At 63.3% G+C, this 19,018-nt stretch carries 18 protein-coding genes; 9 read left to right on the forward strand and 9 right to left on the reverse strand.

The window, feature by feature from the left end; translation table 11 throughout:
* Positions 1-4 precede the first annotated feature (4 nt).
* Entirely contained in the window at positions 5-943 is a 939-nt protein-coding gene (locus tag AC0L3I_RS02195; protein ID WP_473525815.1) for a GntR family transcriptional regulator, read from the reverse strand.
* Between the two features lie 239 nt (positions 944-1,182).
* Between AC0L3I_RS02195 and AC0L3I_RS02200 the strand changes: the two genes are divergently transcribed.
* The 8 genes from AC0L3I_RS02200 to AC0L3I_RS02235 all read left to right on the forward strand — a co-directional run bounded on the left by AC0L3I_RS02200 (position 1,183) and on the right by AC0L3I_RS02235 (position 9,453).
* Complete coding sequence (locus AC0L3I_RS02200) at positions 1,183-2,247, forward strand: polyamine ABC transporter substrate-binding protein (protein WP_473525816.1); 1,065 nt, start codon at positions 1,183-1,185, stop codon at positions 2,245-2,247.
* 392 nt (positions 2,248-2,639) lie between these two features.
* Positions 2,640-3,482, forward strand: a complete 843-nt coding sequence (locus AC0L3I_RS02205) for an ABC transporter permease (protein ID WP_473525988.1) — start codon at positions 2,640-2,642, stop codon at positions 3,480-3,482.
* A 189-nt stretch (positions 3,483-3,671) separates the two neighbouring features.
* Positions 3,672-4,463, forward strand: coding sequence for an ABC transporter permease (locus tag AC0L3I_RS02210; protein ID WP_473525817.1), 792 nt, complete (start codon positions 3,672-3,674; stop codon positions 4,461-4,463).
* Entirely contained in the window at positions 4,460-5,533 is a 1,074-nt protein-coding gene (locus AC0L3I_RS02215; protein WP_473525818.1) for an ABC transporter ATP-binding protein, read from the forward strand. Before AC0L3I_RS02210 ends, AC0L3I_RS02215 begins: the two co-directional genes overlap by 4 nt.
* A gap of 16 nt (positions 5,534-5,549) precedes the next feature.
* Positions 5,550-6,824, forward strand: coding sequence for a glycosyltransferase (locus AC0L3I_RS02220; RefSeq protein WP_473525819.1), 1,275 nt, complete (start codon positions 5,550-5,552; stop codon positions 6,822-6,824).
* A 238-nt stretch (positions 6,825-7,062) separates the two neighbouring features.
* Positions 7,063-7,413, forward strand: a complete 351-nt coding sequence (locus tag AC0L3I_RS02225; protein WP_473485882.1) for a cupin domain-containing protein — start codon at positions 7,063-7,065, stop codon at positions 7,411-7,413.
* A gap of 24 nt (positions 7,414-7,437) precedes the next feature.
* Positions 7,438-7,782, forward strand: coding sequence for a cupin domain-containing protein (locus tag AC0L3I_RS02230; protein WP_473525820.1), 345 nt, complete (start codon positions 7,438-7,440; stop codon positions 7,780-7,782).
* 162 nt (positions 7,783-7,944) lie between these two features.
* Positions 7,945-9,453 carry an aldehyde dehydrogenase family protein gene (locus AC0L3I_RS02235; RefSeq protein WP_473525821.1) on the forward strand — a complete coding sequence of 503 codons (1,509 nt, stop codon included), beginning with the start codon at positions 7,945-7,947 and terminating at the stop codon, positions 9,451-9,453.
* 16 nt (positions 9,454-9,469) lie between these two features.
* On the opposite strand, the gene AC0L3I_RS02240 is transcribed toward AC0L3I_RS02235, so the two are convergent.
* From AC0L3I_RS02240 to AC0L3I_RS02260, 5 genes are all read right to left on the reverse strand, one after another.
* The gene (locus AC0L3I_RS02240) at positions 9,470-10,231 is read right to left on the reverse strand and encodes an SDR family NAD(P)-dependent oxidoreductase (RefSeq protein WP_473485885.1); all 762 of its coding nucleotides are present in this window, start codon (positions 10,229-10,231) and stop codon (positions 9,470-9,472) included.
* Positions 10,232-10,241: 10 nt separating this feature from the next.
* Positions 10,242-11,054, reverse strand: coding sequence for an ABC transporter permease (locus tag AC0L3I_RS02245; RefSeq protein WP_473485886.1), 813 nt, complete (start codon positions 11,052-11,054; stop codon positions 10,242-10,244).
* On the reverse strand, positions 11,054-11,917 hold the full coding sequence (locus AC0L3I_RS02250) for an ABC transporter permease (RefSeq protein ID WP_473525822.1): 864 nt from the start codon (positions 11,915-11,917) through the stop codon (positions 11,054-11,056). Before AC0L3I_RS02250 ends, AC0L3I_RS02245 begins: the two co-directional genes overlap by 1 nt.
* A gap of 75 nt (positions 11,918-11,992) precedes the next feature.
* Positions 11,993-13,156: an ABC transporter substrate-binding protein gene (locus AC0L3I_RS02255; protein WP_473525823.1), complete on the reverse strand. Its 1,164-nt coding sequence runs from the start codon at positions 13,154-13,156 to the stop codon at positions 11,993-11,995.
* Positions 13,137-14,273: an ABC transporter ATP-binding protein gene (locus AC0L3I_RS02260; RefSeq protein WP_473525824.1), complete on the reverse strand. Its 1,137-nt coding sequence runs from the start codon at positions 14,271-14,273 to the stop codon at positions 13,137-13,139. The genes AC0L3I_RS02255 and AC0L3I_RS02260 overlap by 20 nt, the downstream gene beginning before the upstream one ends.
* A gap of 113 nt (positions 14,274-14,386) precedes the next feature.
* Between AC0L3I_RS02260 and AC0L3I_RS02265 the strand changes: the two genes are divergently transcribed.
* The gene (locus AC0L3I_RS02265; RefSeq protein ID WP_473525825.1) at positions 14,387-15,199 is read left to right on the forward strand and encodes a helix-turn-helix domain-containing protein; all 813 of its coding nucleotides are present in this window, start codon (positions 14,387-14,389) and stop codon (positions 15,197-15,199) included.
* A 361-nt stretch (positions 15,200-15,560) separates the two neighbouring features.
* Here AC0L3I_RS02265 and AC0L3I_RS02270 read toward each other — a convergent pair whose 3' ends face one another.
* The 3 genes from AC0L3I_RS02270 to AC0L3I_RS02280 are packed head-to-tail and all read right to left on the reverse strand — an operon-like array spanning position 15,561 to position 19,014.
* Complete coding sequence (locus AC0L3I_RS02270; RefSeq protein ID WP_473525826.1) at positions 15,561-16,508, reverse strand: ABC transporter permease; 948 nt, start codon at positions 16,506-16,508, stop codon at positions 15,561-15,563.
* Positions 16,509-16,511: 3 nt separating this feature from the next.
* Positions 16,512-17,492: an ABC transporter permease gene (locus AC0L3I_RS02275; RefSeq protein WP_473525827.1), complete on the reverse strand. Its 981-nt coding sequence runs from the start codon at positions 17,490-17,492 to the stop codon at positions 16,512-16,514.
* Between the two features lies 1 nt (position 17,493).
* Positions 17,494-19,014, reverse strand: coding sequence for an ATP-binding cassette domain-containing protein (locus AC0L3I_RS02280; RefSeq protein ID WP_473525828.1), 1,521 nt, complete (start codon positions 19,012-19,014; stop codon positions 17,494-17,496).
* Between the last annotated feature and the right edge of the window lie 4 nt (positions 19,015-19,018).

Consider the following 19,018-nt stretch of genomic DNA (forward strand, 5'->3'; position numbering starts at 1 on the left):
CTCGTTATTCCGGCCGGCTGATCATGCCGAACAATGCGGGGGCCCCTCGACTGGCCGCCTGCGGCCGCTGACTGCGGGACAACCGCAGGTGGACGCGAAGCAGATCGGCTGCAACCTCATACTGCCGGCTTTCCAATTGGTCGAGTATGGTCAGGTGCTCGCGCAGCGATTGTTTCAGCCGGAAGACGTTGACGCCGGCATAAGTCCCCGGCAGCCGGCGCAGCCTGAGGTGATCGGACAGCGCGTCGGTGACGAACCGATTGGCGGCGCCGTCGGCGATCATGCCGTGAAAATCGATGTCCAGCCGCTGGAACTCTCTGATATCGAACGCGGCGTCGGGCAGCGCCAGCAGCGTTTCCATGCCCTGGCGCAAGGCTGCCGCGCGGGTCCCGTCCAGCCGAAAGCCAGACGCCAGAATGGCGGCGGGTTCGAGCAGCAGGCGGAACTCGTAGCTTTCCCCTTGTGCCTCTGGATCGTCAGGCGCCCGCCTGAACAGCCAGGCCTGGCCCGGTGCCCGGTCCAGAAGATTTTCATCTGTCAGTTTCTTTAGCGCTTTTAGTACCGTCTTTCGCTCGGCATCATACCGCCGCATCAGCGCGCCGATGGTCACCGTCTGATCCAGTCGGCGCGCCGACCGGTCGCGCAGGATCATTTCCGCGAGTTCGTCTTCTTCGGCGCTCGGCAGGTCGGCGGCAACGGTCGCCTGGTTGGTGAGGTCGACGGCCAGCCGATAGCCGGATTCAGCTTGCCAGCGCACCACGCCTTTTTCGGTGAGCAGGCGCAACGCGGCCCGCACCGGGGTCCGCGAGACGTTGCAGAGAGAAGCGATCTGCTGTTCCGGGAGATGAGCGCCGGCCTCAAAGCCGCGTTGCCGGGCCACATCGAGAATGCGCTGAGCGAGATCGAGATGGTTGGTACGTGGTCGTCTGGCAACGGCTTGCATGGTGATTCTCGTGAGCGGGCTTGACCGCTGCGGTTTGACCGATCGCCCTTGTAGACACAATCGGCGATTTCGCAGCGATCTGGCAAATTATGGATTGACGTACTTTTTTCTGCAATAGTACTGTGACGTCAATCGGCAACAAAAAAAGACCGGGGAACAGGATCGAAGCGGCGGCATGATCGCAAGCGCTGGTCCGACGATTGATTGAATTCGACGATCAACCAGAATGGGAGTCTGTCATGACCGCCACCACCCTGCGGCACCGTTCGTTAAAAACATCCTCGATCGCGCTTGGCCTCGCCATGGCGCTGTCGGCGCCAGCGGCCGCCGCCGACCTCGTCATTTCCAACTGGGACGGCTACATGGCGCCGGATGCCATGGCCGCCTTCAAGGCGGCGACCGGCGTTTCCGGCGAGGTCGTCGTTCACGCCACCAATGAGGAGATCATGGGCAAGCTCGTCGCGTCGGGCGGCAAGGGCTATGACGTGGTTTTCGTCTCCTCGCCCTTCGCCGAAGTCCTGAACAAGCTCGGCCTGATCGAGACGATCGACCACGCCAAGGTCCCCAACCTCGCCAATCTCTATCCCGAGGCGGCGAAGCTGCCGCACGACGACGGCAACAATTTTTCCGTGCCTTACACCTGGGGCACCACCGGCCTCTGCTACCGCTCGGATCTGGTCAAGACTGAGCCGGCCAGCTGGAATGATCTTCTCGCCCCGTCCGATGCGCTCAAGGGCAAGACCACCATGCTGGCAACCGACCGCTGGCTACTTGCCGCCGGCCAGCTCGCCAAAGGCTATTCGGTCAACGAGACCGATCCGGCCAAGCTCGCCGAGGTCAAGGACCTGCTGATCTCGGCCAAGAAGACCTTGCTCGCCTATGACGACACCACCTTCTATTCGAAGCTGGTCTCGGGCGAGGCGCTAATGGTGCAGGCATGGGATGGCTGGTGCAATTACGGCATCGCCGAAAATCCTGAGATTAAATACACCATACCCAAGGAAGGCTCGGACCTGTGGGTCGACACGATGGTGGTGATGAAGGCATCGGCCAACAAGGACGCCGCCTTCCAGTTCATCAACTTCATGCTGGACGCCAAGAACCACGCCTGGGCGGCCCAGAACATCGACTACAAGGTGCCGAACAAGCCGGCTATGGAAAGCCTGCCGGCCGATTTCCTCGCCAAATTCCCCAATATGGCCATGCCGGTGGCCGAGCTGGTCAAGTTCGAGCAGTTGCGCGACGTCGGCGATGCCCAGCGCGACTATTCGAAGATCGTCAGCGAGATCAAGGCCGCGCAATAGTTTCGGCATCTGGAATCAGGCTTGCGTTCCTTCACGCCCCCCTCTGGCCTGCCGGCCATCTCCCCCTCAAGGGGGGAGATCGGCTGGATTGCGGCCTGTCGCCAATCTCCGGCGCAGCACCCCCTCATCCGGCCGCGGAGCCTGTCCTCGGGCTTGCCGGAGGCAAGACCCGTGGGCGGCCACTTTCTCTCCGCTGGGGAGAAGAGGCAGGCGCCAGCGCCGACGATCTCCTCTCCCCTCGGGGAGAGGTCGGATTGCCCCGAATTGCCCTTCGCAATCCGGGTGAGGGGGCGCCTGTCCAAACACAAATTCGATGCCTTTGAGATGGCCGGCAGGCCAGAGGGGGGTACTCCTCAATGAGATCTTTCGTCCCCTCTCGCTCCTCTTTGCTGATGGCGCCGGCGCTGGCCTGGCTCACCGCCTTGATGGTGGTGCCATGCGCGTTGGTGCTGGCGCTCGCCTTCTTCCGGCGCGGCATCTATGGTGGCATCGAATACACCTTCACGCTGGAGAATTTCGGGCTGGTCTTCGACCCGCTCTATGCCGGCATCTTCTTCAATTCGGCGCGCATCGCCGGCACGGCAACCCTGATCGCCGTGGTGATCGGCTATGCCGCCGCCTATGCGATCGCGGCGGCACCGCGCCGGTGGCAACCGGTGTTCCTTTTCTTCGCCGTCTTGCCGTTCTGGTCCAACTACCTGATCCGCACCTACGCCTGGATCGTGCTGCTCAACCGTGAAGGCCTGATCACCCAACTCTTGCGCTGGTTCGGCTACACCGGCGAGCCGCCATCGATGCTCTATACCGAAGGCGCCGTCATCGCCGGTCTGGTCTACAATTACCTGCCCTTCGTGATCCTGGCCTGCTACGCGCCGCTGTCGCGGCTCAATCCGGAGCTCGCCGAGGCATCGCGCGATCTTGGCGCTTCGGCTATGACCACATTTCGCCGGATCATCCTGCCACTGACGGTGCCGGGTATCGCCGCCGGGGCGGTCTTCGTGTTCGTGCTGTCGATCGGCAATTTCGTAACGCCCGCACTGCTCGGCGGCGGCCGTTTCCAGATGATCGGCAATCTCGTCTACGACCAGTTCCTTACCGCCAATGACTGGCCGTTCGGCGCAGCACTGGCGATGGCGCTGATCGCCATCATGCTGCTGGTGCTGACGGCGCAGGCCTTGGCCGCCGATCGCGCCGCCGGCCGTATCGCCGAAGCGAAAGGAGGCGCCGATGGCTGAGCGCTGGCCTCTCTTTCCCTTCTCCCCGTTTACGGGGAGAAGGTGCCCCGAAGGGGCGGATGAGGGGCGGCGCAAACGCCGGCAATGTTGGGCGTTGCCCCTCATCTGTCTGCCGGCATCTCCTCCCCGTAAACGGGGAGAAGGACGCTGGCCGCTCGCTCACCGTTATACCTTCAAGCGGCGGCCATCATGACCCAGTCGTTTGCCCGCATCTTCGGCCTGCGAACGATTCTCGTCCTCGTCTTCGCCTTCCTCTACATTCCGATCGCCGTGCTGGTGGCGCTGTCTTTCAATCAAGGCGGGCTGCCGACCGTCTGGTCGGGCTTTTCGCTGAAATGGTATGCCTCGCTTGCCGGAAACGCCGCGATCCTTTCCGCCGCCCTCAACACGCTGATCGTGGCGCTGGTCTCGACCGCCATCGCCACGCTGCTCGGCACGCTGCTGGCGATCGGCGTCGAAATACGCCGGCAATATGGGAGCGGACTCGAGGCGCTGATCTTTGCGCCGATGATCATTCCCGACATCGTGCTGGCGATCGCGCTGCTCAGCTTCTTCTCTTTGCTCGATTTCACCCTGGGCCTGCACACCATCATCCTCGCCCATGTCGTCTTCAACCTCGCCTTCGTCTGTTCGGTGGTGCGCGCGCGGCTGAAGAGCTTCGACTGGTCGATCGTCGAGGCCTCCGCCGATCTCGGCGCTTCCGCGCTCACCACCTTCAGGCGGGTGACATTGCCGGTCATCCTGCCGGCGGTCGTCGCCGGTGCGCTGCTCGCCTTCACGCTTTCGGTCGACGAGTTCATCATCGCCTTCTTCACATCAGGCGCCGGCCGCGCCTCGACCACGCTGCCGATGCAGATCTATTCGATGATCCGCTTCGGCATCACCCCGGAGATAAACGCATTGGCGACCATCGTCATGGCGGTCAGCATCACCGCGCTGACCCTGTCGCAGCGGCTCAACCGCGGGGTGATCGGCCAATGAGCGCGCCCCGCACGCTGCTGGCAATCGACAAGGTGTCGAAGAATTTCGGCCGGGTCACGGCCGTGGACGGCATCTCGCTTGATATCCGCGAGAACGAGTTCTTCGCCTTGCTTGGTCCTTCGGGCTGTGGCAAGACCACGCTGTTGCGCATGCTGGCCGGCTTCGAGACCCCCAATCACGGGCGCATCCTGCTCGACGGCCGCGACATCGCTAAAACCCCGCCCAACAAGCGGCCGGTCAATCTGATGTTCCAGTCCTATGCGCTGTTTCCGCATATGAGCGTCAGGGCCAATGTCTCCTACGGCCTCGAAATGGACCGTTTGCCGGCAAATGAAATCCGCTCCCGCGTCGACGCCATCCTGGCGACGACCGAGCTCATTCCTTTCGCCGACCGCAAGCCGGAGCAATTGTCGGGCGGCCAGAAACAGCGCGTCGCGCTTGCCCGGGCGTTGGTCAAGCGGCCCCGGCTGCTGCTGCTCGACGAGCCGCTCGGCGCGCTCGACAAGAAATTGCGCGGCGCCATGCAGCTGGAGCTGAAGCGCTTGCAGCACGAGGTCGGCATTACCTTCGTCATCGTCACCCATGACCAGGAAGAATCGCTTGTCATGGCCGACCGCATGGCCGTGCTCAGGGACGGCAAACTGCTGCAATGCGACACGCCGCATGCGGTCTACGAGCATCCGGCCGACCGTTTCGTCGCCGACTTCATCGGCGTCATGAATTTCGTGCCCGGTAAAGCCGCCGCCGACGGGGTCATGGCGGCCAACGGCGCGCGGATCGCCGGAACGGTTCCCGCAACACTTTCGCCCGGAGCAGCGGCGGTCGCTTCGGTGCGGCCCGAACGCATCCGGCTTTTCCCGTCGCCAGAGACAGCCAACCGGATCGCCGGCACCGTCGAGGCGCTCGCCTATCACGGGCTCGACCTGCAGCTGCATGTCCGCACCGCTCTGTCGCCAAAGCTATTCCTGGTGCGCGTCACCGCCGACGCCGCCGACCGGCGCCCGGTCTCGTCAGGCGATGCGGTCGAACTCGGCTGGGATGCCGCCGACGTCAGAATTTTCGCAGATTGATCGAAGGAGAACTTTCATGGCGCAGAAGACGATCGCGTTTTTTCCGGAAGCGGCCTATGGCCCGGCGCTCAATTCCGTCGGCATCGCCCAGGCGGTCGAGGCGCGCGGCCACAGAGCGGTATTCCTGTCGGACCCCGGCTTCGTCGACGTCTACAAGGGCTACGGCTTCGAGGCTCATCCGGTGAACCTGTCCGAGCCGATGCCGCCCGAGCAGATGGCCAAGTTCTGGGAAGACTTCATCAACGGCCATATCCCGAACTTCCGCAAGTCGCCCTACGACCAGATCGACAACTACGTGAAGGACTGCTGGACTGCGATCGTCGACAGCGCCAAATGGGCTGAGAAGGATCTGCCTGGCGTGCTTGCGACAATCAAGCCCGATGTCATCTGCGTCGACAACGTCATCCTGTTTCCGGCGATCAAGCAGTATGGCAAGCCGTGGGTGCGCGTCATCTCCTGCTCGGAAAACGAGATCGAGGACGAGGATATCCCGCCGCATCTGTCCGGCTGCGGCGAGAACGACCACGCCTGTCATGAGCGCTACCGCAACCATTTCAACGCCGTCATCAAGCCGATCCATGACGACTTCAATGCATTTTTGAAAGCGAACAACGAAGCGCCTTATCCGATCGGCCAGTTCTTCGAGGCGTCGCCCTACCTCAACCTGCTGCTCTATCCCGAGGCGGCAAAGTTCAAGCGCCGCCGTCCGCTCGACCCGGCAAAGTTCCAGTATCTGGAAGGCTGCGTGCGGCAGGAGAAGCCCTACACCGTGCCGACCTTCGCGAAAAACAATGACGGGCCGCTGCTCTATGTTTCCTTCGGCAGTCTTGGCGCCGGCGATGTCGACCTGCTGAAGCGCATCATCGCGACGCTGGGCAAGACGCGCTACCGGGCGCTGGTCAATGTAGGCGGCTACAAGGACCAGTACGCGCAAGTGCCCGAAAACATCATCGTCGAGAGCTGGTTCCCGCAACCCTCGGTCATCCCGCAGGTCGACGCTGTAATCCACCATGGCGGCAACAATTCGTTCACCGAGTGTCTCTACTTCGGCAAGCCGGCGATCATCATGCCCTATGTCTGGGATGGCCACGACAACGCGACGCGGGTCGAGGAGACCGGCCACGGCTTCGGCATGCCGCGCTACGACTGGACCGACGCCGAGCTGATCGCCAGGATCGAAATCTGCCTGACCGACCCGGCAATCAAGGCCAAGCTGGCGAAGACGTCGGCGCAGATGCGGGCGCAGAACGGCCCGGAGAAGGCAGCGGGGCTGCTGGAAGAACTTCTATGAGCGCGATGCTTGACGTGCCGAGCCAAGGCACCCACCTCTGGCCTGCCGGCCATCTCCCCCTCAAGGGGGGAGATTGGCAGTTTCGCCGACGGCTTCTCACAGTACCCGTTGGCAATTGGCGAAGGCCTAGCGGCAGTCCGATCTCCCCCCTGGAGGGGGAGATGTCCGGCAGGACAGAGGGGGGCGCCGTAGAGCGAGATCATCGCGAAGTCATGCGCCGCACCAGCGGAGCACCCGCATGACCTCCTCTGTGCCACATCTCCACCAAGCCTCGACCCGCACCGACCTCGTCGACTGGGGCGCACAGCCGGATGCGCTGGAAGGCGCTTCGCACTCCACCGGCAGGCTCGTCCACAAGGGGCCGAACAACCAGCCGGAATCCGGCATCTGGGTCTGCACGCCCGGCCGCTGGCGGCTGGCGATCCCGCGCGACGAATTGTGCCATTTCGTTGCCGGCCGCGCGACCTACCGATCGGACGACGGCGAGGTGATAGACGTCTCCGCCGCCACGGTGGTCATGTTCCCGGCCGGCTGGGCGGGCGAATGCACCGTCCACGAGACCATCCGCAACATTTACATGCTGGCCTGAAGCCAGCCACTGGAGCTCTACGACATGCCGACACCGATCATGAAATCGCCGCTCGCCCTCACCGACCTCGTCGACTGGGGCGTCATCCCTACCATGATCGAGGGAGAATCCCGCACCTCCGGCAAATTGCTGCACAAGGGACCTGAGGGCCGCTCCGAATGTGGGCTGTGGGTCTGCACGCCGGGCAAATGGCACTGCCACGTCACCCGCGACGAGTTCTGCCATTTCCTCGAGGGCCGCTGCACCTATGTCCACGAATCCGGCGAGGTGATCGACATCGAACCGGACACCGCAGCGTTCTTTCCGCAGGACTGGAAGGGCGTCTGCACCGTCCACGAGACCGTCAAGAAGGTCTACATGATCCGCTGAGCCTTCTCGATAATTCTACCTCTGCCGGACACCTGACGTGGTTTTCTCCGCTTCCGATGCTCACGGACTCCAACGTCCGCTCCGCTTCGGTTCTCGAAAACCACGTCATCTGTCTCGGCAGGGCGAATTCTCAAAAAGGCTCCGTGCACACGGGAGGACAGAATGGATTTTTCACCTGACCGGCCGACCTTCTTCGTCAATCCCGATTATCGGCCGATGACCGGCGCAGCAAAACCGGTGATCGATCCGGCGACGCTGGAAACCGTCGGTGCGATCACCGCAGCCAGCGATGGCGAGATCGATGCGGTGCTCACCGCGGCGACGAAGGCGCAGGCGGCGTGGAAAAAACTCGACGCCAAGAGCCGCGCCAGGCATCTGCATGCTGTCGCCAACGCCATCGAGGCGGCCGACTTCACGCGCTGCGCCGAGCTGATGGTGCGCGAGATGGGCAAGCCCTATCCGGAAGCGATCGGCGAGATCGCCAACTGCGCGCCGATCTTCCGCTACTGCGCCGAAATGGCGCGTGACGACGCCGGCAAGATTGCCGGCACGACGCAGACCGGTTCGTTCCAATATGCGCGCTACGAGCCTTACGGCACGTCGGTGCACATCATGCCCTACAACTTTCCGATCCTGTTGATGTGCTGGACCGTCGCCGCCTCGCTCGCCGCCGGCAACGCCTGCGTGATCAAGCCGGCCGAAGCGACGACATTGTCGACGCTGGATTACATGACGGTGTTCCGCTCTCTGCCTGAAGGCCTGGTTTCCTGCCTGCCGGGTGGTGCGGCTACCGCGCAGGCGCTGATCGCTTCGGACCGCACGCATGCGGTCGCCTTCACCGGCTCGGTTGCCGCCGGCAAGGCTGTAGCCGTCGCTTGCGCCGAACGCATGAAGCCTTGCGTTATCGAGGCCGGCGGCAGCGATCCGCTGATAATCAGCCAACACGCCCCGCTGGAGGTGGCGGCGGCCGGCAGCGTCACCGCCGCTTTCCATCTCACCGGCCAGGTCTGCACCTCGGCCGAACGCTTTTTCGTCGTCGATGCCGTCCACGACCGTTTTGTCGAGCTGTTTGCGCAGAAGACACGGGCGCTGCGCATCGGCAACGGGCTGGACAAGACCGAGATCGGACCGCTGGTCAGCGAGGCGGCGCGGGCGAAAGTCATGCGGCTGGTCGATGATGCGATCCGCAGCGGCGCCAAGGCCGTCACCGGCGGGCGCATTCCGCCGGCGCATAATGTCGGCTGGTTCTACGAGCCGACGATCCTGACCGGCGTGACCCCCGACATGGCGATCGTGCGCGAAGAGTGTTTCGGACCGGTCGCCGCGATCTGCCGGGTCAAGGATTTCGACGAGGCAATAGCGCTTGCCAATGACAGCCCGTTCGGACTCGGCGCCTCGGTCTTCACCACCGATCTCGCCGAAGCGCATGAGGCTGCGGAGCGGCTCGAAGCCGGCATAGTCTGGGTCAACAATCCGCTGATCGACAATGACGCGCTGCCGTTCGGTGGCTGGAAGGCGTCGGGCCTTGGCCGCGAACTGGGACGCCAGGGGCTCGATGCCTTCCGCCGCTCGAAGATGGTGATCATCGACCACAAGCCAGCGATCCAAGGCTGGTGGTATCCCTATCCCGACAGCTGGTTCCGCGAAGCCGGCGGCCGCAAGCACGTATGAGATATGAACGGCTGCGTCAGCCGATGCTCTCGCCGCCGTCGATCACCAGCGCTTGGCCGGTCATGAAGGACGAGCGATCGGAGACGAGGAACAGGATCGCCTCGGCTATTTCTTCCGCGCTGGCCCAGCGCTGCATGGGAATCTTGGTGCGAACGTAGCGTTCGATCGCGTCCCGCCCGCCCATCTGGGCGATGAACGGCTCGTTGAAGGGCGTGTCGACCCAGCCCGGGCAGAGCGCGTTGACGCGGACATTGTGTTTGGCATAGTCGAGCGACATCTGCCGGGTCATCGCCACCACGGCATGTTTTGAGGTTGCGTAGGCGATCATCTCGCGGTCGTAGAACACACCCGAATTCGAGGCGGTGTTCAAGATGACACCGCCGCCCTGTTCGATCATCGATGGCATGACGAGCCTGGCCGCGAGGAACTGCGCCCGTACGTTGATCCGCCAGGAGGCATCCATGCCGTCGATGCCGACTTCGGTCAGCGTGCCGCCGACCTGGACCCCGGCATGGTTGTGCAGGATATCGATCCGGCCATGTTTGCCCAGTGTGTCCGCAATGAGTTGCTCGACCGCCGCGTCCTGGCCAACATCGGTCGCGACCGCTTCGGCCCGGCCGCCGGCTGCTCGGATGCCGGAAGCCGTGGCTTCGCCCGCAGGCTGATCCCTGTCGGCGACCACCACCACCGCGCCTTCCCTGGCCATGACCATGGCACCGGCGCGCCCGATGCCCGAGCCGGCGCCCGTCACCACGGCAATGCGATCTTTCAGAATCATGATGCGACTTTCAGTTTGATGGGTTGCGTCGGCGCAATTGCCATTGGGCAAGCACCACAAGCAGAACGGAGGCGACGAGGACGATCGTCGCGATGGCATTGATTTCCGGCGTGACCCCGCGCCGGATCGAGGCAAAGACATAGATCGGCAACGTCGTCTGTGCGCCGGCGACGAAGAAGGCGACGATGAAATCGTCGAAGGAGAAGGTGAAGGCGAGCAGGAAGCCGGCGATCACCGCCGGCATGATCTGCGGCAACACGATGCTGCGGAAGGTCGTCAGCGGGGTGGCGTAAAGATCACTCGAGGCCTCGACCAGATTGCGGTCGAGGCTGCCGAGGCGTGTGCCGACGATCATCGCCACCAGCGCCATCGAAAACAGGCCGTGCGCGGCGATGATCGAGCCGTAGCCGAGCGCCAGGCGTGGCGGCTGGTCGTTCGGCCACAGCGACGCGAGAAACGGATTGACGACCCCAAATAGCTGGACGAGCGCGACCAGCGTCGAGATGCCGATGACGACGCCCGGGACGACGATCGCAGCACCCAAAAGCGCATCGAATACGGCCCGTGTCCGCGCGCCGACACGCGCCAGGCCAAGCGCCGCCGCCGTGCCGCACAGCGCCGCGAGCAAGGCGCTGGTGGTGGCGATGAACAGGCTATTCTTTAGCGCTTCGACCAGGAACGGGTTCGACAGCGCCTTGCCGTACCACTGCACCGAAAAGCCGGTGAATTCGCTGGCGTGGCGACCGGCATTGAAGGAGAACAGCACCACAAGCGCGATCGGCAGGTACAGGAAGGCAAAGACCGCAACGACGAAGGCGCGCATCAGATCAGGTCCACCCGGCGCGCGCCGGAAAGCCGGGTCGAAATGCGGTTGGCGACAATCAGCACCACCACCGAGACCAGAACCAGCGTGATCGCGATTGCCGATCCGAACGGCCAGTTGCGTGATTGCAGGAACAGATCGACCAGCGCGTTGCCGATGAAGAACACCTTGCCGCCGCCGAGCAGTGTCGGGATCAGATATTCGCCGAGCAGTAGGATCATCACCAGTGAGAAGCCGGTCATTACACCCGGCAGCGACAGCCGCAGCGTCACGCCAAGGAATGTCGAGATCGGCATTGCGCCGAGATCGGCGGAGGCTTCCAGCAGTCGGCGATCGAGCCGCTCGAGGCTGACATAGATCGGCAGGATCATCAGCGGCAGATAGCCATAGACGATGCCGAGCAGGACCGCGCCCGGCGTGTTGATCAGCCGCACATCTTCGAACCCGACATAGGTCAGCAACGCCGGGATGCCGCGCCCACCCAGAACGTACATCCAGGCGTAGGTACGCATCAGCAGGCTAGTCCAGAACGGGATGACGACGAGCGCAAGCAGGATCAACCGCCACCGCTCCGGCGCGCGCAAAGCGAGGTAATAGGCGACCGGATAGGCGACGAAAAGACAGGCCAATGCGCCCGCCGGCGCCAACACCATCGTGTTCCAGAAGGCGGTCGCCCGCGCCGGAAGATTGGCATATTGCGCCAAGGTGAAAGCGGCCTGATAGCCGCCTTCCGGCGCCCGCTCGCCGACGCTGAAGACAGCGATTGCGACGAACGGCAAGACCAGAAACACCACCAGCCACGCCGCTGCTGGACCGAGCAACAGCGCAGTCAGGAGATTGTGACGAAGGACATTGCTGCGCATTGAAACCCGCCCGGGTGCCGGCGGACATCTGCCCGCCGGGTGAGTTGCCTGCATCGGACCTATGGCCCGCCCGGTTCAAGCCGACTTGAAGCGTGCCATCAGTTCGGCCCGGCCCGGATCGGTCAGCGTCGCAGCCGCACCGAATTCCAGCGGCTTCAGCAGATCGGCCGCCGGGTAGAGGATCGGATTGTCCAGCACTTCCTTGGGCAGCAGCGCATTGACCCGCGCATCGGTGGAGGGCGCACCGTTGGCCAGATGCTCCTTGACCGCGACTTTCGGGTCCATCAGATAGTTGAGAAGGGCATAGCCGGCGGGCTTGTTGGGCGCATCCTTCGGAATGGCGTAGAAGTCGGTCCAGATCTCGCCGCCCTCCTTGCCAAGCACATAGGCGATCTCGGGAATGTCGCGGTGAAGCTGAGCCCCGTCATTGGTCCAGCACATCGTCATCCAGGCGTCGCCGGCACGCATCGACGGCTGATAGTCGCTGGAGACCGCAAACAGATGCGGCTTGACCTTCAGCAGCAATTCCTCCGCCTTGGCGAGCTCGTCCTGCTTCAGCGAGTTGAACGAGAAGCCGAAATATTTCAGCGCATTGCCGATCGTAGTGAGCTGGTAGTCGTGAACCATGGTCCGGCCGTCGCCCTCCGACATGGCCGTGTCCCAGAATTCCTTCCAGCTCGTCATCGGCTTGGTGAGCTTCTTGGTATTGACGGCAAATCCGGTGGTGCCCCAATTCTTCGGCACCGCGTAGGTTACGCCGTCGATCGTGCCTTCCGAGGTGAAGCGCAGATCCTGTTGCGAGCCGTCGAAATTGGCAAGCTTGGCCATGTCGAGCGCTTCGATGATGTCGAGCTTCTTGTAGGTGGAGATGGTGTAGTTCGTCGGAACGAAGAGGCTCCAGCCCGAGGCGCCAGCCTGCAGCTTGGCCAGCATCTCCTCGTTTGACCCGAACACATTGACCTCGACGGCGACGCCCGTCTCGGCCTTGAAATTCTCGAATGTTGCCGGGTCGTGATAATTGGGCCAGGTGGCGATCGACATGCGGTCGCCAAGACCCTCCTGGGCGAAGGCCGGCGACGGCATGATGCCTAGCTCGCGGGCCATCACCGCCGTTGCGATGCCAAGACCGGTGAGGCCGAGAAACTCGCGGCGGCCGATGGAACCGCGCTTGAGGCGCATCAATTGATCGACGAATTTTTCGGGGCTTATCGGCAGTCCGTCACGATATGATTTCGACATGTCTGTTTTCCCTCTGGTTGGTCCCGTTGTTCTTGGGTTCCGGAAACGCGAGCGGCGTTCCGGCTGTAAAGCCGATGGCGACGGGTTCACCCGGCTTGAAGAGATTTCCACTGCCGATCAGGTGATCGGCCTTGGCGAGCAGCGTTCCGATACCCCCAACCTCGATCGCGTATTCCGCGGTCGAGCCCAGAAAGATCCGGTTGCGGACAATGCCGTTGAGCCGGCCGCTTCCCGGCGCGCCGAGGCTTAAAGATTCAGGACGCAGGCTGACCGAAACGGCTTCGTCCTGCCGCAGCGAAGTCCGCTTGCGCGCGGCAATGACGGTACCGTCGGCGAGCGCCACCTCGACGAGGTTGCCCGAATGCCCGGCGACCTTGCCGCTCAACAGGTTGGTCTTGCCGACGAAGTCGGCGACGAACAGGTCGGCGGGCTCGTCATAGATCTCGTTCGGCTGTCCGAGCTGGACGATGCGCCCGCCATTCATGACGCAGACGAAATCGCTCATCGACAGGGCTTCTTCCTGGTCGTGCGTAACAAGGACGAAGGTGATGCCGATCTCGCGCTGCAGGTTCTGCAATTCTATCTGCATGTCTGTGCGCAGCTTCTTGTCGAGCGCCGCCAGGGGCTCGTCGAGCAGCAGCACCGCCGGCTTGTTGACCAGCGCGCGCGCCAGGGCGACACGCTGCTGCTGGCCGCCGGAAAGCTCGTGGATCTTGCGGCGGCCGTAGCCGGCAAGCCGCACCATGGCGAGCGCCTCGCCTGCTCTCAGGCTGATCTCCCGCGACGCCAGCCGCGGCCGCGCCTGGCGCAGCCCGTAGGCGATGTTGTCCTCGACATCCAGATGCGGAAACAGCGCATATTGCTGGAACACCATGTTGACCGGCCGCCGATAGGGCGGCGTGCCGGCCATATCGCGGCCGCGGATGAAGACTGCGCCTTCGCTCGGCTGTTCGAAGCCCCCGATCATGCGCAGGCAGGTTGTCTTGCCGCAGCCGGACGGCCCGAGCAAGGCGACAAAGGCAGACGGCGGGATGGCAAGATCGATGCCGCTGACCGCGGTCACGCTGCCGTAGCGTTTGGTGACCCCGCGAAACTCGATATCGGGTACTGCGGTCAAAGCTGCGGCTCCAGCAACAAGACAATCTCGAAACGCTATCAGAGCCAATGCCGGCTAGTATATACCTCGCGGGTGGTATATTTGGTCTATTTTATCGTTTAAAGGGGTATGGATTGAGCGTATCGCGCAACGACGAATACAACCAGCTCGCTACGCTCATCGCTGCGACACGGGAGACGAGCGGCGAGCTTTTCGGCAAGGCGATGGTCGCCTGGCTCCGGCAGCATGTCAGCTTCGATCACTGTGTGATCTTCGGCTATCGCGGCGCGTCGCGCCCGCCGCTGCTGTTCGAGACGTTCTCCCCAACCGAAAGCCACGTCTTCGTCGCGCTCTATCAGGAAGGGCCTTATCTGCTCGACCCGTTCCACCACGCGGCGGTCGAGCGCAAGGAAGGTTTTTGGCGCATGCGCGAACTGGCGCCGGATCGCTTCTATGCCAGCGAATATTACCGCTCCTACTATAGCCAGACCAAGCTGGCCGAGGAGGTCGGTTTCTTCGTGCCGCTGTCGGGAAAGGACGCGCTGGTGGTCTCGCTGATGCGACTGCACGCTTCGGGACCCTTCGGAACCGCCGATACCAGGCTACTGCGCGACATGGCGCCGGCGGTGATCAGCTTCGTCAGGCTGCGCTGGCCTGGTCTTCCGGCCGACAAACCGGCAGAGACGAAGCATGACGAGGCGATGGCTACAGTCAACGAATTCGAACGTGCTCATATCTGGAAGAGCCTTTCGCTCACGCCGCGCGAAAAGCATGTTGTCGATCTGGTGCTTCAGGGGCATTCCACGGAATCGATAGCCAGGGCGATGCGCATCGTACCGGGAACCGTAAAGGTTCATCGCCGCAACATCTATCGCAAGCTCAAGATCAAGTCGCAGGCGGGTCTCTTCGCGCGTTTCGTCGAGATCATGGACGCTCGGATTCGGTAATCCACGATTTCGAAAATGGCCTCGCTCAGGCAATTTAGCTGACAACGCCTTCCCAGGAGCCGGATGCTGCCATTTGCCGGAGCAGGGGCGCCGGCTTGAAAACATCCTTGCCGGTCCGTTTGTGCCAGCAGCGCGTTGAGCGGCGGGTTGTCGATGTTCACGACCGCGACGTCGGCCATCCCTGGTAACGCTGACGAAATTGCTACACGCAATTCTCTCGCAATGATATCGGCCGAACGATTTACAGGGCCGATGCCGGATGGGAACCGGATGTTTTCGCGGAAGACCTCGCCGCCGCAGCGATCGTCATCCTGGGCGGAGCAAGGAGCGAAGCGACGCGGCGCAGACCCGAGGATGACGATCAGCGCAGCGCCTTCTGGCCGCCGGCAGCGGTGATGACGCCGACGATGATCAGTCCGGTCAGCAGCAGCCGGACGCCGGCGCTGACGCCGAACGTGTTGAGCATGGTCAAGAGCAGCACCAGGAACAGCGCCGCGCCCCAGACGCCCGGCACATTGGCCTTGCCGCCGGCCACCGACGTGCCGCCGATGACGACCACGGCGATAGAGGCCAGTAGGTACTCATTGCCGATATCGACATTGGCGCCGCGGAAATAGCCGGCGAGCAGCGCCCCGTCGAGGCCGCCGAGCGCGCCCGACAGCGTGTAGGTGAGGAAGCGGATGCGGCTGACATTGACGCCGGCAAGCCACGCGGCGCGAATGTTCTGGCCGATCGCCAGCACCGAACGGCCATAGATCATGCGCTGCAGCGCGATCGCAGCGCCGATAGTGAACAGCACGGTGAGGATCGCCAGCACCGGAACGCCAAGAATCTGCCAGTTGGTGAAATTGGCAAAGCCCGGAGGCGGCTTGATCTGCAAACCGCGGCCATAGCTGATGTCGATCGACTGGATGATGAAGCTCGCCGACAGCGTGGCGATGATCGGCGGAATGCGCAGCGCCCAGATCAAGAGATAGTTGGCGGCGCCGATCGCCATGCCGCAGGCCAGCGCCGCCAGCAGCCCGACGGCGATCATCTGGTCATTGCCGTCCATCACCTTCATGGCGACGGCACTGGCGAGGCCGATATTGGCGGGCAGCGACAGGTCGACATTGCCCGGCCCGAGCGTGATGACGAACATCTGGCCGACACCGACGATGACGGTAAAGACGGCAAGCGAAAGTGCCGCCGTGATCATGCCGCCGCCGCCATATCCGCCGGTGAAGGTGATCGTCGCCAGCCAAACCAGCAGCGCGCCGATGAAGGACCAGATCCAGGGTTTGGCGAGCAGCAACCGCAACGAGGCCATCGCTCACCTCTCCCTGCGGCTGATCAGTACCCGGGCCGCCAGCACGATGATGAGGATGGCGCCATTGGCGGCCACCTGCCAATCGGGCGGAATGTGCATGAAGGTCAGCAGCGGCGAGGCGGCGAGCGCCAGCGTCAGCGCGCCGATCACCGCGCCGATTGGCGATACCCGGCCGCCGACAAATTCGCCGCCGCCGAGGATGACGCCGGCTATCGAAAGCAGCGTATAGCCGTTGCCGATATTGGCATCAGCCGAGGTGGTGATGCCGATCAGGGCCATGCCGGACAAAACGCCGAACAGGCCGGTCAATGCGAACAGCACGATCTTGGTCTTGAGCAACGACCAGCCGGCGCGGCTGAGAGCCGCGGCATTGCCGCCGGAGCCGCGCAGGATCACGCCGTAGGAGGTGCGCATCAGCCCGAAATGGACGATCGCGGCGATCAGCAGCGCCGCTATGATCGGAAAGGGAATGAAAGGCGGCTTGAAGGCCATGAGCGACAGCAGCCAGTCCGGCGCCTTGCCGCCGGGCTTCGGCAGGATGAGGATGGCCAGACCCTGCCAGACAAAACTCATGCCGAGCGTCACGACGATTGAAGGCAGATTGCGCAGATGGATCAGCGCGCCGAGCAGCGCATAGACGCCGATCGACCCGAGCAGGATCAAGACGCCGACCAGCGGCGCGTCCTTCAGCCACGTCGCCGTGACGCAGCCGACGAAACCGACGAAAGTGCCGATCGACAGGTCCAGCTCGTTGCCGGCGATGACGAACATCTGCGCGATCGTCGCCAAGGCGATCGGGATCGCCAGGTTTAGCATCAGGCTGAAGCCGAAATAGCTGATGGCGCGCGGATTGAGCCAGGCGATCGCCAGCAGTACCAGCACTAGCGACAATGCCGGCAGCAGGCCGCGCAACAGGCGCGCCCGCGCCAGCCTGCCGCGCTCGGAGAAACTTTTGATGCCGGTCTCGACGGGTGCTGCCGTCATCTCAGGCCGCATCGCCGAACGAGGACTGGATGATCTTTTCCTCCGTCAGCTCGTCGCGACCAAGGTTGGCGACGATCCGGCCGTTCTTGAAGACATAGACTTGGTGGCAATTGTCGAGCTCTTCGGTTTCCGTGGTGTACCAGAGGAAGGTACGGCCGCGGCCAGCCTCTTCGCGCACAAGGTCGTATACCTCGAGCTTGGTGCCGATATCGACGCCGCGCATCGGGTCGTCCATCAGCACGATCTTCGCGTCGGAGCCGAGCGCCCGGGCAAACAAGGCCTTCTGCTGGTTGCCGCCGGACAGCGAATAGATGTTGTTGTTCATGTCGGGCGTGCGGATGCCGATCTTTTTTTGCCAAAAAGTTGCGAGCTCGGCTTCGCGCTGCGGCGAGATCAGCAGGCCGTTGCGCAATCGCGCCAGCGAACGGATGCCGATATTTTGCGCAATCGACCATTGCGGAAAGATCCCGTCAGACTGGCGGTCGCCGGCCACCAGCGCCACCGGCGCGGTGACCTCGAAGCCGGTTTTGGCGCGGGCAGCGGCGGCGAAGATCGCGAGCAGCAGGTCGGTCTGTCCATGGCCGGCAAGCCCGGCAAGGCCGATGATCTCGCCTGCATGCGCCACAAGTTCGTTGCCGTCCTCTTGCCGCGCCGGCCGGGCCCGGACCCGTAACGGACCGGTCTCCGGCTTTTGGGTCGCGATTTCGGCCGCGATCTTCTCACGCGCTTCCGCTCCCCCCATGGTCGTCACCAGCCTGTCGCGGTCGAAAGCCTTCGCCGCGTCTGACGCAACGACCTTGCCGTCGCGCATCACCACGATGCGGTCGGCATTTCCGAGCACCTCGGCCAGAACATGCGAGATCAGGATACAGCTCTTGCCCCCGGCGACAAAGCGCCTGACGAAGGCCAGCAACTGGCCGGCCGTATGCGCGTCGAGCGAGGATGTCGGCTCGTCGAGGATGACCAGTTCGAGCGGATCCTGCGTCACCGTGAAGGCACGCGCCACCTCGACCATCTGCCGCCTGCCAATGGAAAGGTCGCTGGCGATATCGGAGGCGGAGATGCTGTGGCCCGGGAATATCTCGTCGAGCTTGGCGGCAATAAGATCGGCCGCCTTGCGCCGCCAGCCAAAACCGCGCAGCGCCGGGTGGTTGATACGCGTGTTCTCGGCAACGCTGAGGTTCGGGCACAGCGAGAGTTCCTGGAATACGCAACGAATGCCGAGCTGTTGCGCGCGAGGCACCGAATAATTGTCCTCGATGGCGCCACGCACCGCGATCCGACCGCTGTCGGGCAGGAGCGTGCCCGCCACCATATGCATGAGCGTCGACTTGCCCGCGCCATTGTGGCCGACGAGGCCGACGCATTCGCCGGCACCAACGTGGAAGTCGACGCCGGCGAGCGCCCTGACGGCGCCGAAACGTTTTTCGGTGCCGTCCAGTCTGATGATGTCGATATTGGCGGCGCCGAAATGTTTTTCGGCGCCGTCCAGCCTGACGATGTCTGCGTTACCCCTAGGCATCCCT

The organism is Mesorhizobium sp. WSM4840 (genome assembly GCF_055811755.1).

Excerpts from the sequence above, each read along its gene's own strand:
- AC0L3I_RS02195 (WP_473525815.1), bottom strand. The coding sequence starts at position 943 with ATGCAAGCCGTTGCCAGACGACCACGTACCAACCATCTCGATCTCGCT.
- AC0L3I_RS02200 (WP_473525816.1), top strand. The coding sequence starts at position 1,183 with ATGACCGCCACCACCCTGCGGCACCGTTCGTTAAAAACATCCTCGATC.
- AC0L3I_RS02205 (WP_473525988.1), top strand. The coding sequence starts at position 2,640 with ATGGCGCCGGCGCTGGCCTGGCTCACCGCCTTGATGGTGGTGCCATGC.
- AC0L3I_RS02210 (WP_473525817.1), top strand. The coding sequence starts at position 3,672 with ATGACCCAGTCGTTTGCCCGCATCTTCGGCCTGCGAACGATTCTCGTC.
- AC0L3I_RS02215 (WP_473525818.1), top strand. The coding sequence starts at position 4,460 with ATGAGCGCGCCCCGCACGCTGCTGGCAATCGACAAGGTGTCGAAGAAT.
- AC0L3I_RS02220 (WP_473525819.1), top strand. The coding sequence starts at position 5,550 with ATGGCGCAGAAGACGATCGCGTTTTTTCCGGAAGCGGCCTATGGCCCG.
- AC0L3I_RS02225 (WP_473485882.1), top strand. The coding sequence starts at position 7,063 with ATGACCTCCTCTGTGCCACATCTCCACCAAGCCTCGACCCGCACCGAC.
- AC0L3I_RS02230 (WP_473525820.1), top strand. The coding sequence starts at position 7,438 with ATGCCGACACCGATCATGAAATCGCCGCTCGCCCTCACCGACCTCGTC.
- AC0L3I_RS02235 (WP_473525821.1), top strand. The coding sequence starts at position 7,945 with ATGGATTTTTCACCTGACCGGCCGACCTTCTTCGTCAATCCCGATTAT.
- AC0L3I_RS02240 (WP_473485885.1), bottom strand. The coding sequence starts at position 10,231 with ATGATTCTGAAAGATCGCATTGCCGTGGTGACGGGCGCCGGCTCGGGC.
- AC0L3I_RS02245 (WP_473485886.1), bottom strand. The coding sequence starts at position 11,054 with ATGCGCGCCTTCGTCGTTGCGGTCTTTGCCTTCCTGTACCTGCCGATC.
- AC0L3I_RS02250 (WP_473525822.1), bottom strand. The coding sequence starts at position 11,917 with ATGCGCAGCAATGTCCTTCGTCACAATCTCCTGACTGCGCTGTTGCTC.
- AC0L3I_RS02255 (WP_473525823.1), bottom strand. The coding sequence starts at position 13,156 with ATGTCGAAATCATATCGTGACGGACTGCCGATAAGCCCCGAAAAATTC.
- AC0L3I_RS02270 (WP_473525826.1), bottom strand. The coding sequence starts at position 16,508 with ATGGCCTCGTTGCGGTTGCTGCTCGCCAAACCCTGGATCTGGTCCTTC.
- AC0L3I_RS02275 (WP_473525827.1), bottom strand. The coding sequence starts at position 17,492 with ATGACGGCAGCACCCGTCGAGACCGGCATCAAAAGTTTCTCCGAGCGC.
- AC0L3I_RS02280 (WP_473525828.1), bottom strand. The coding sequence starts at position 19,014 with ATGCCTAGGGGTAACGCAGACATCGTCAGGCTGGACGGCGCCGAAAAA.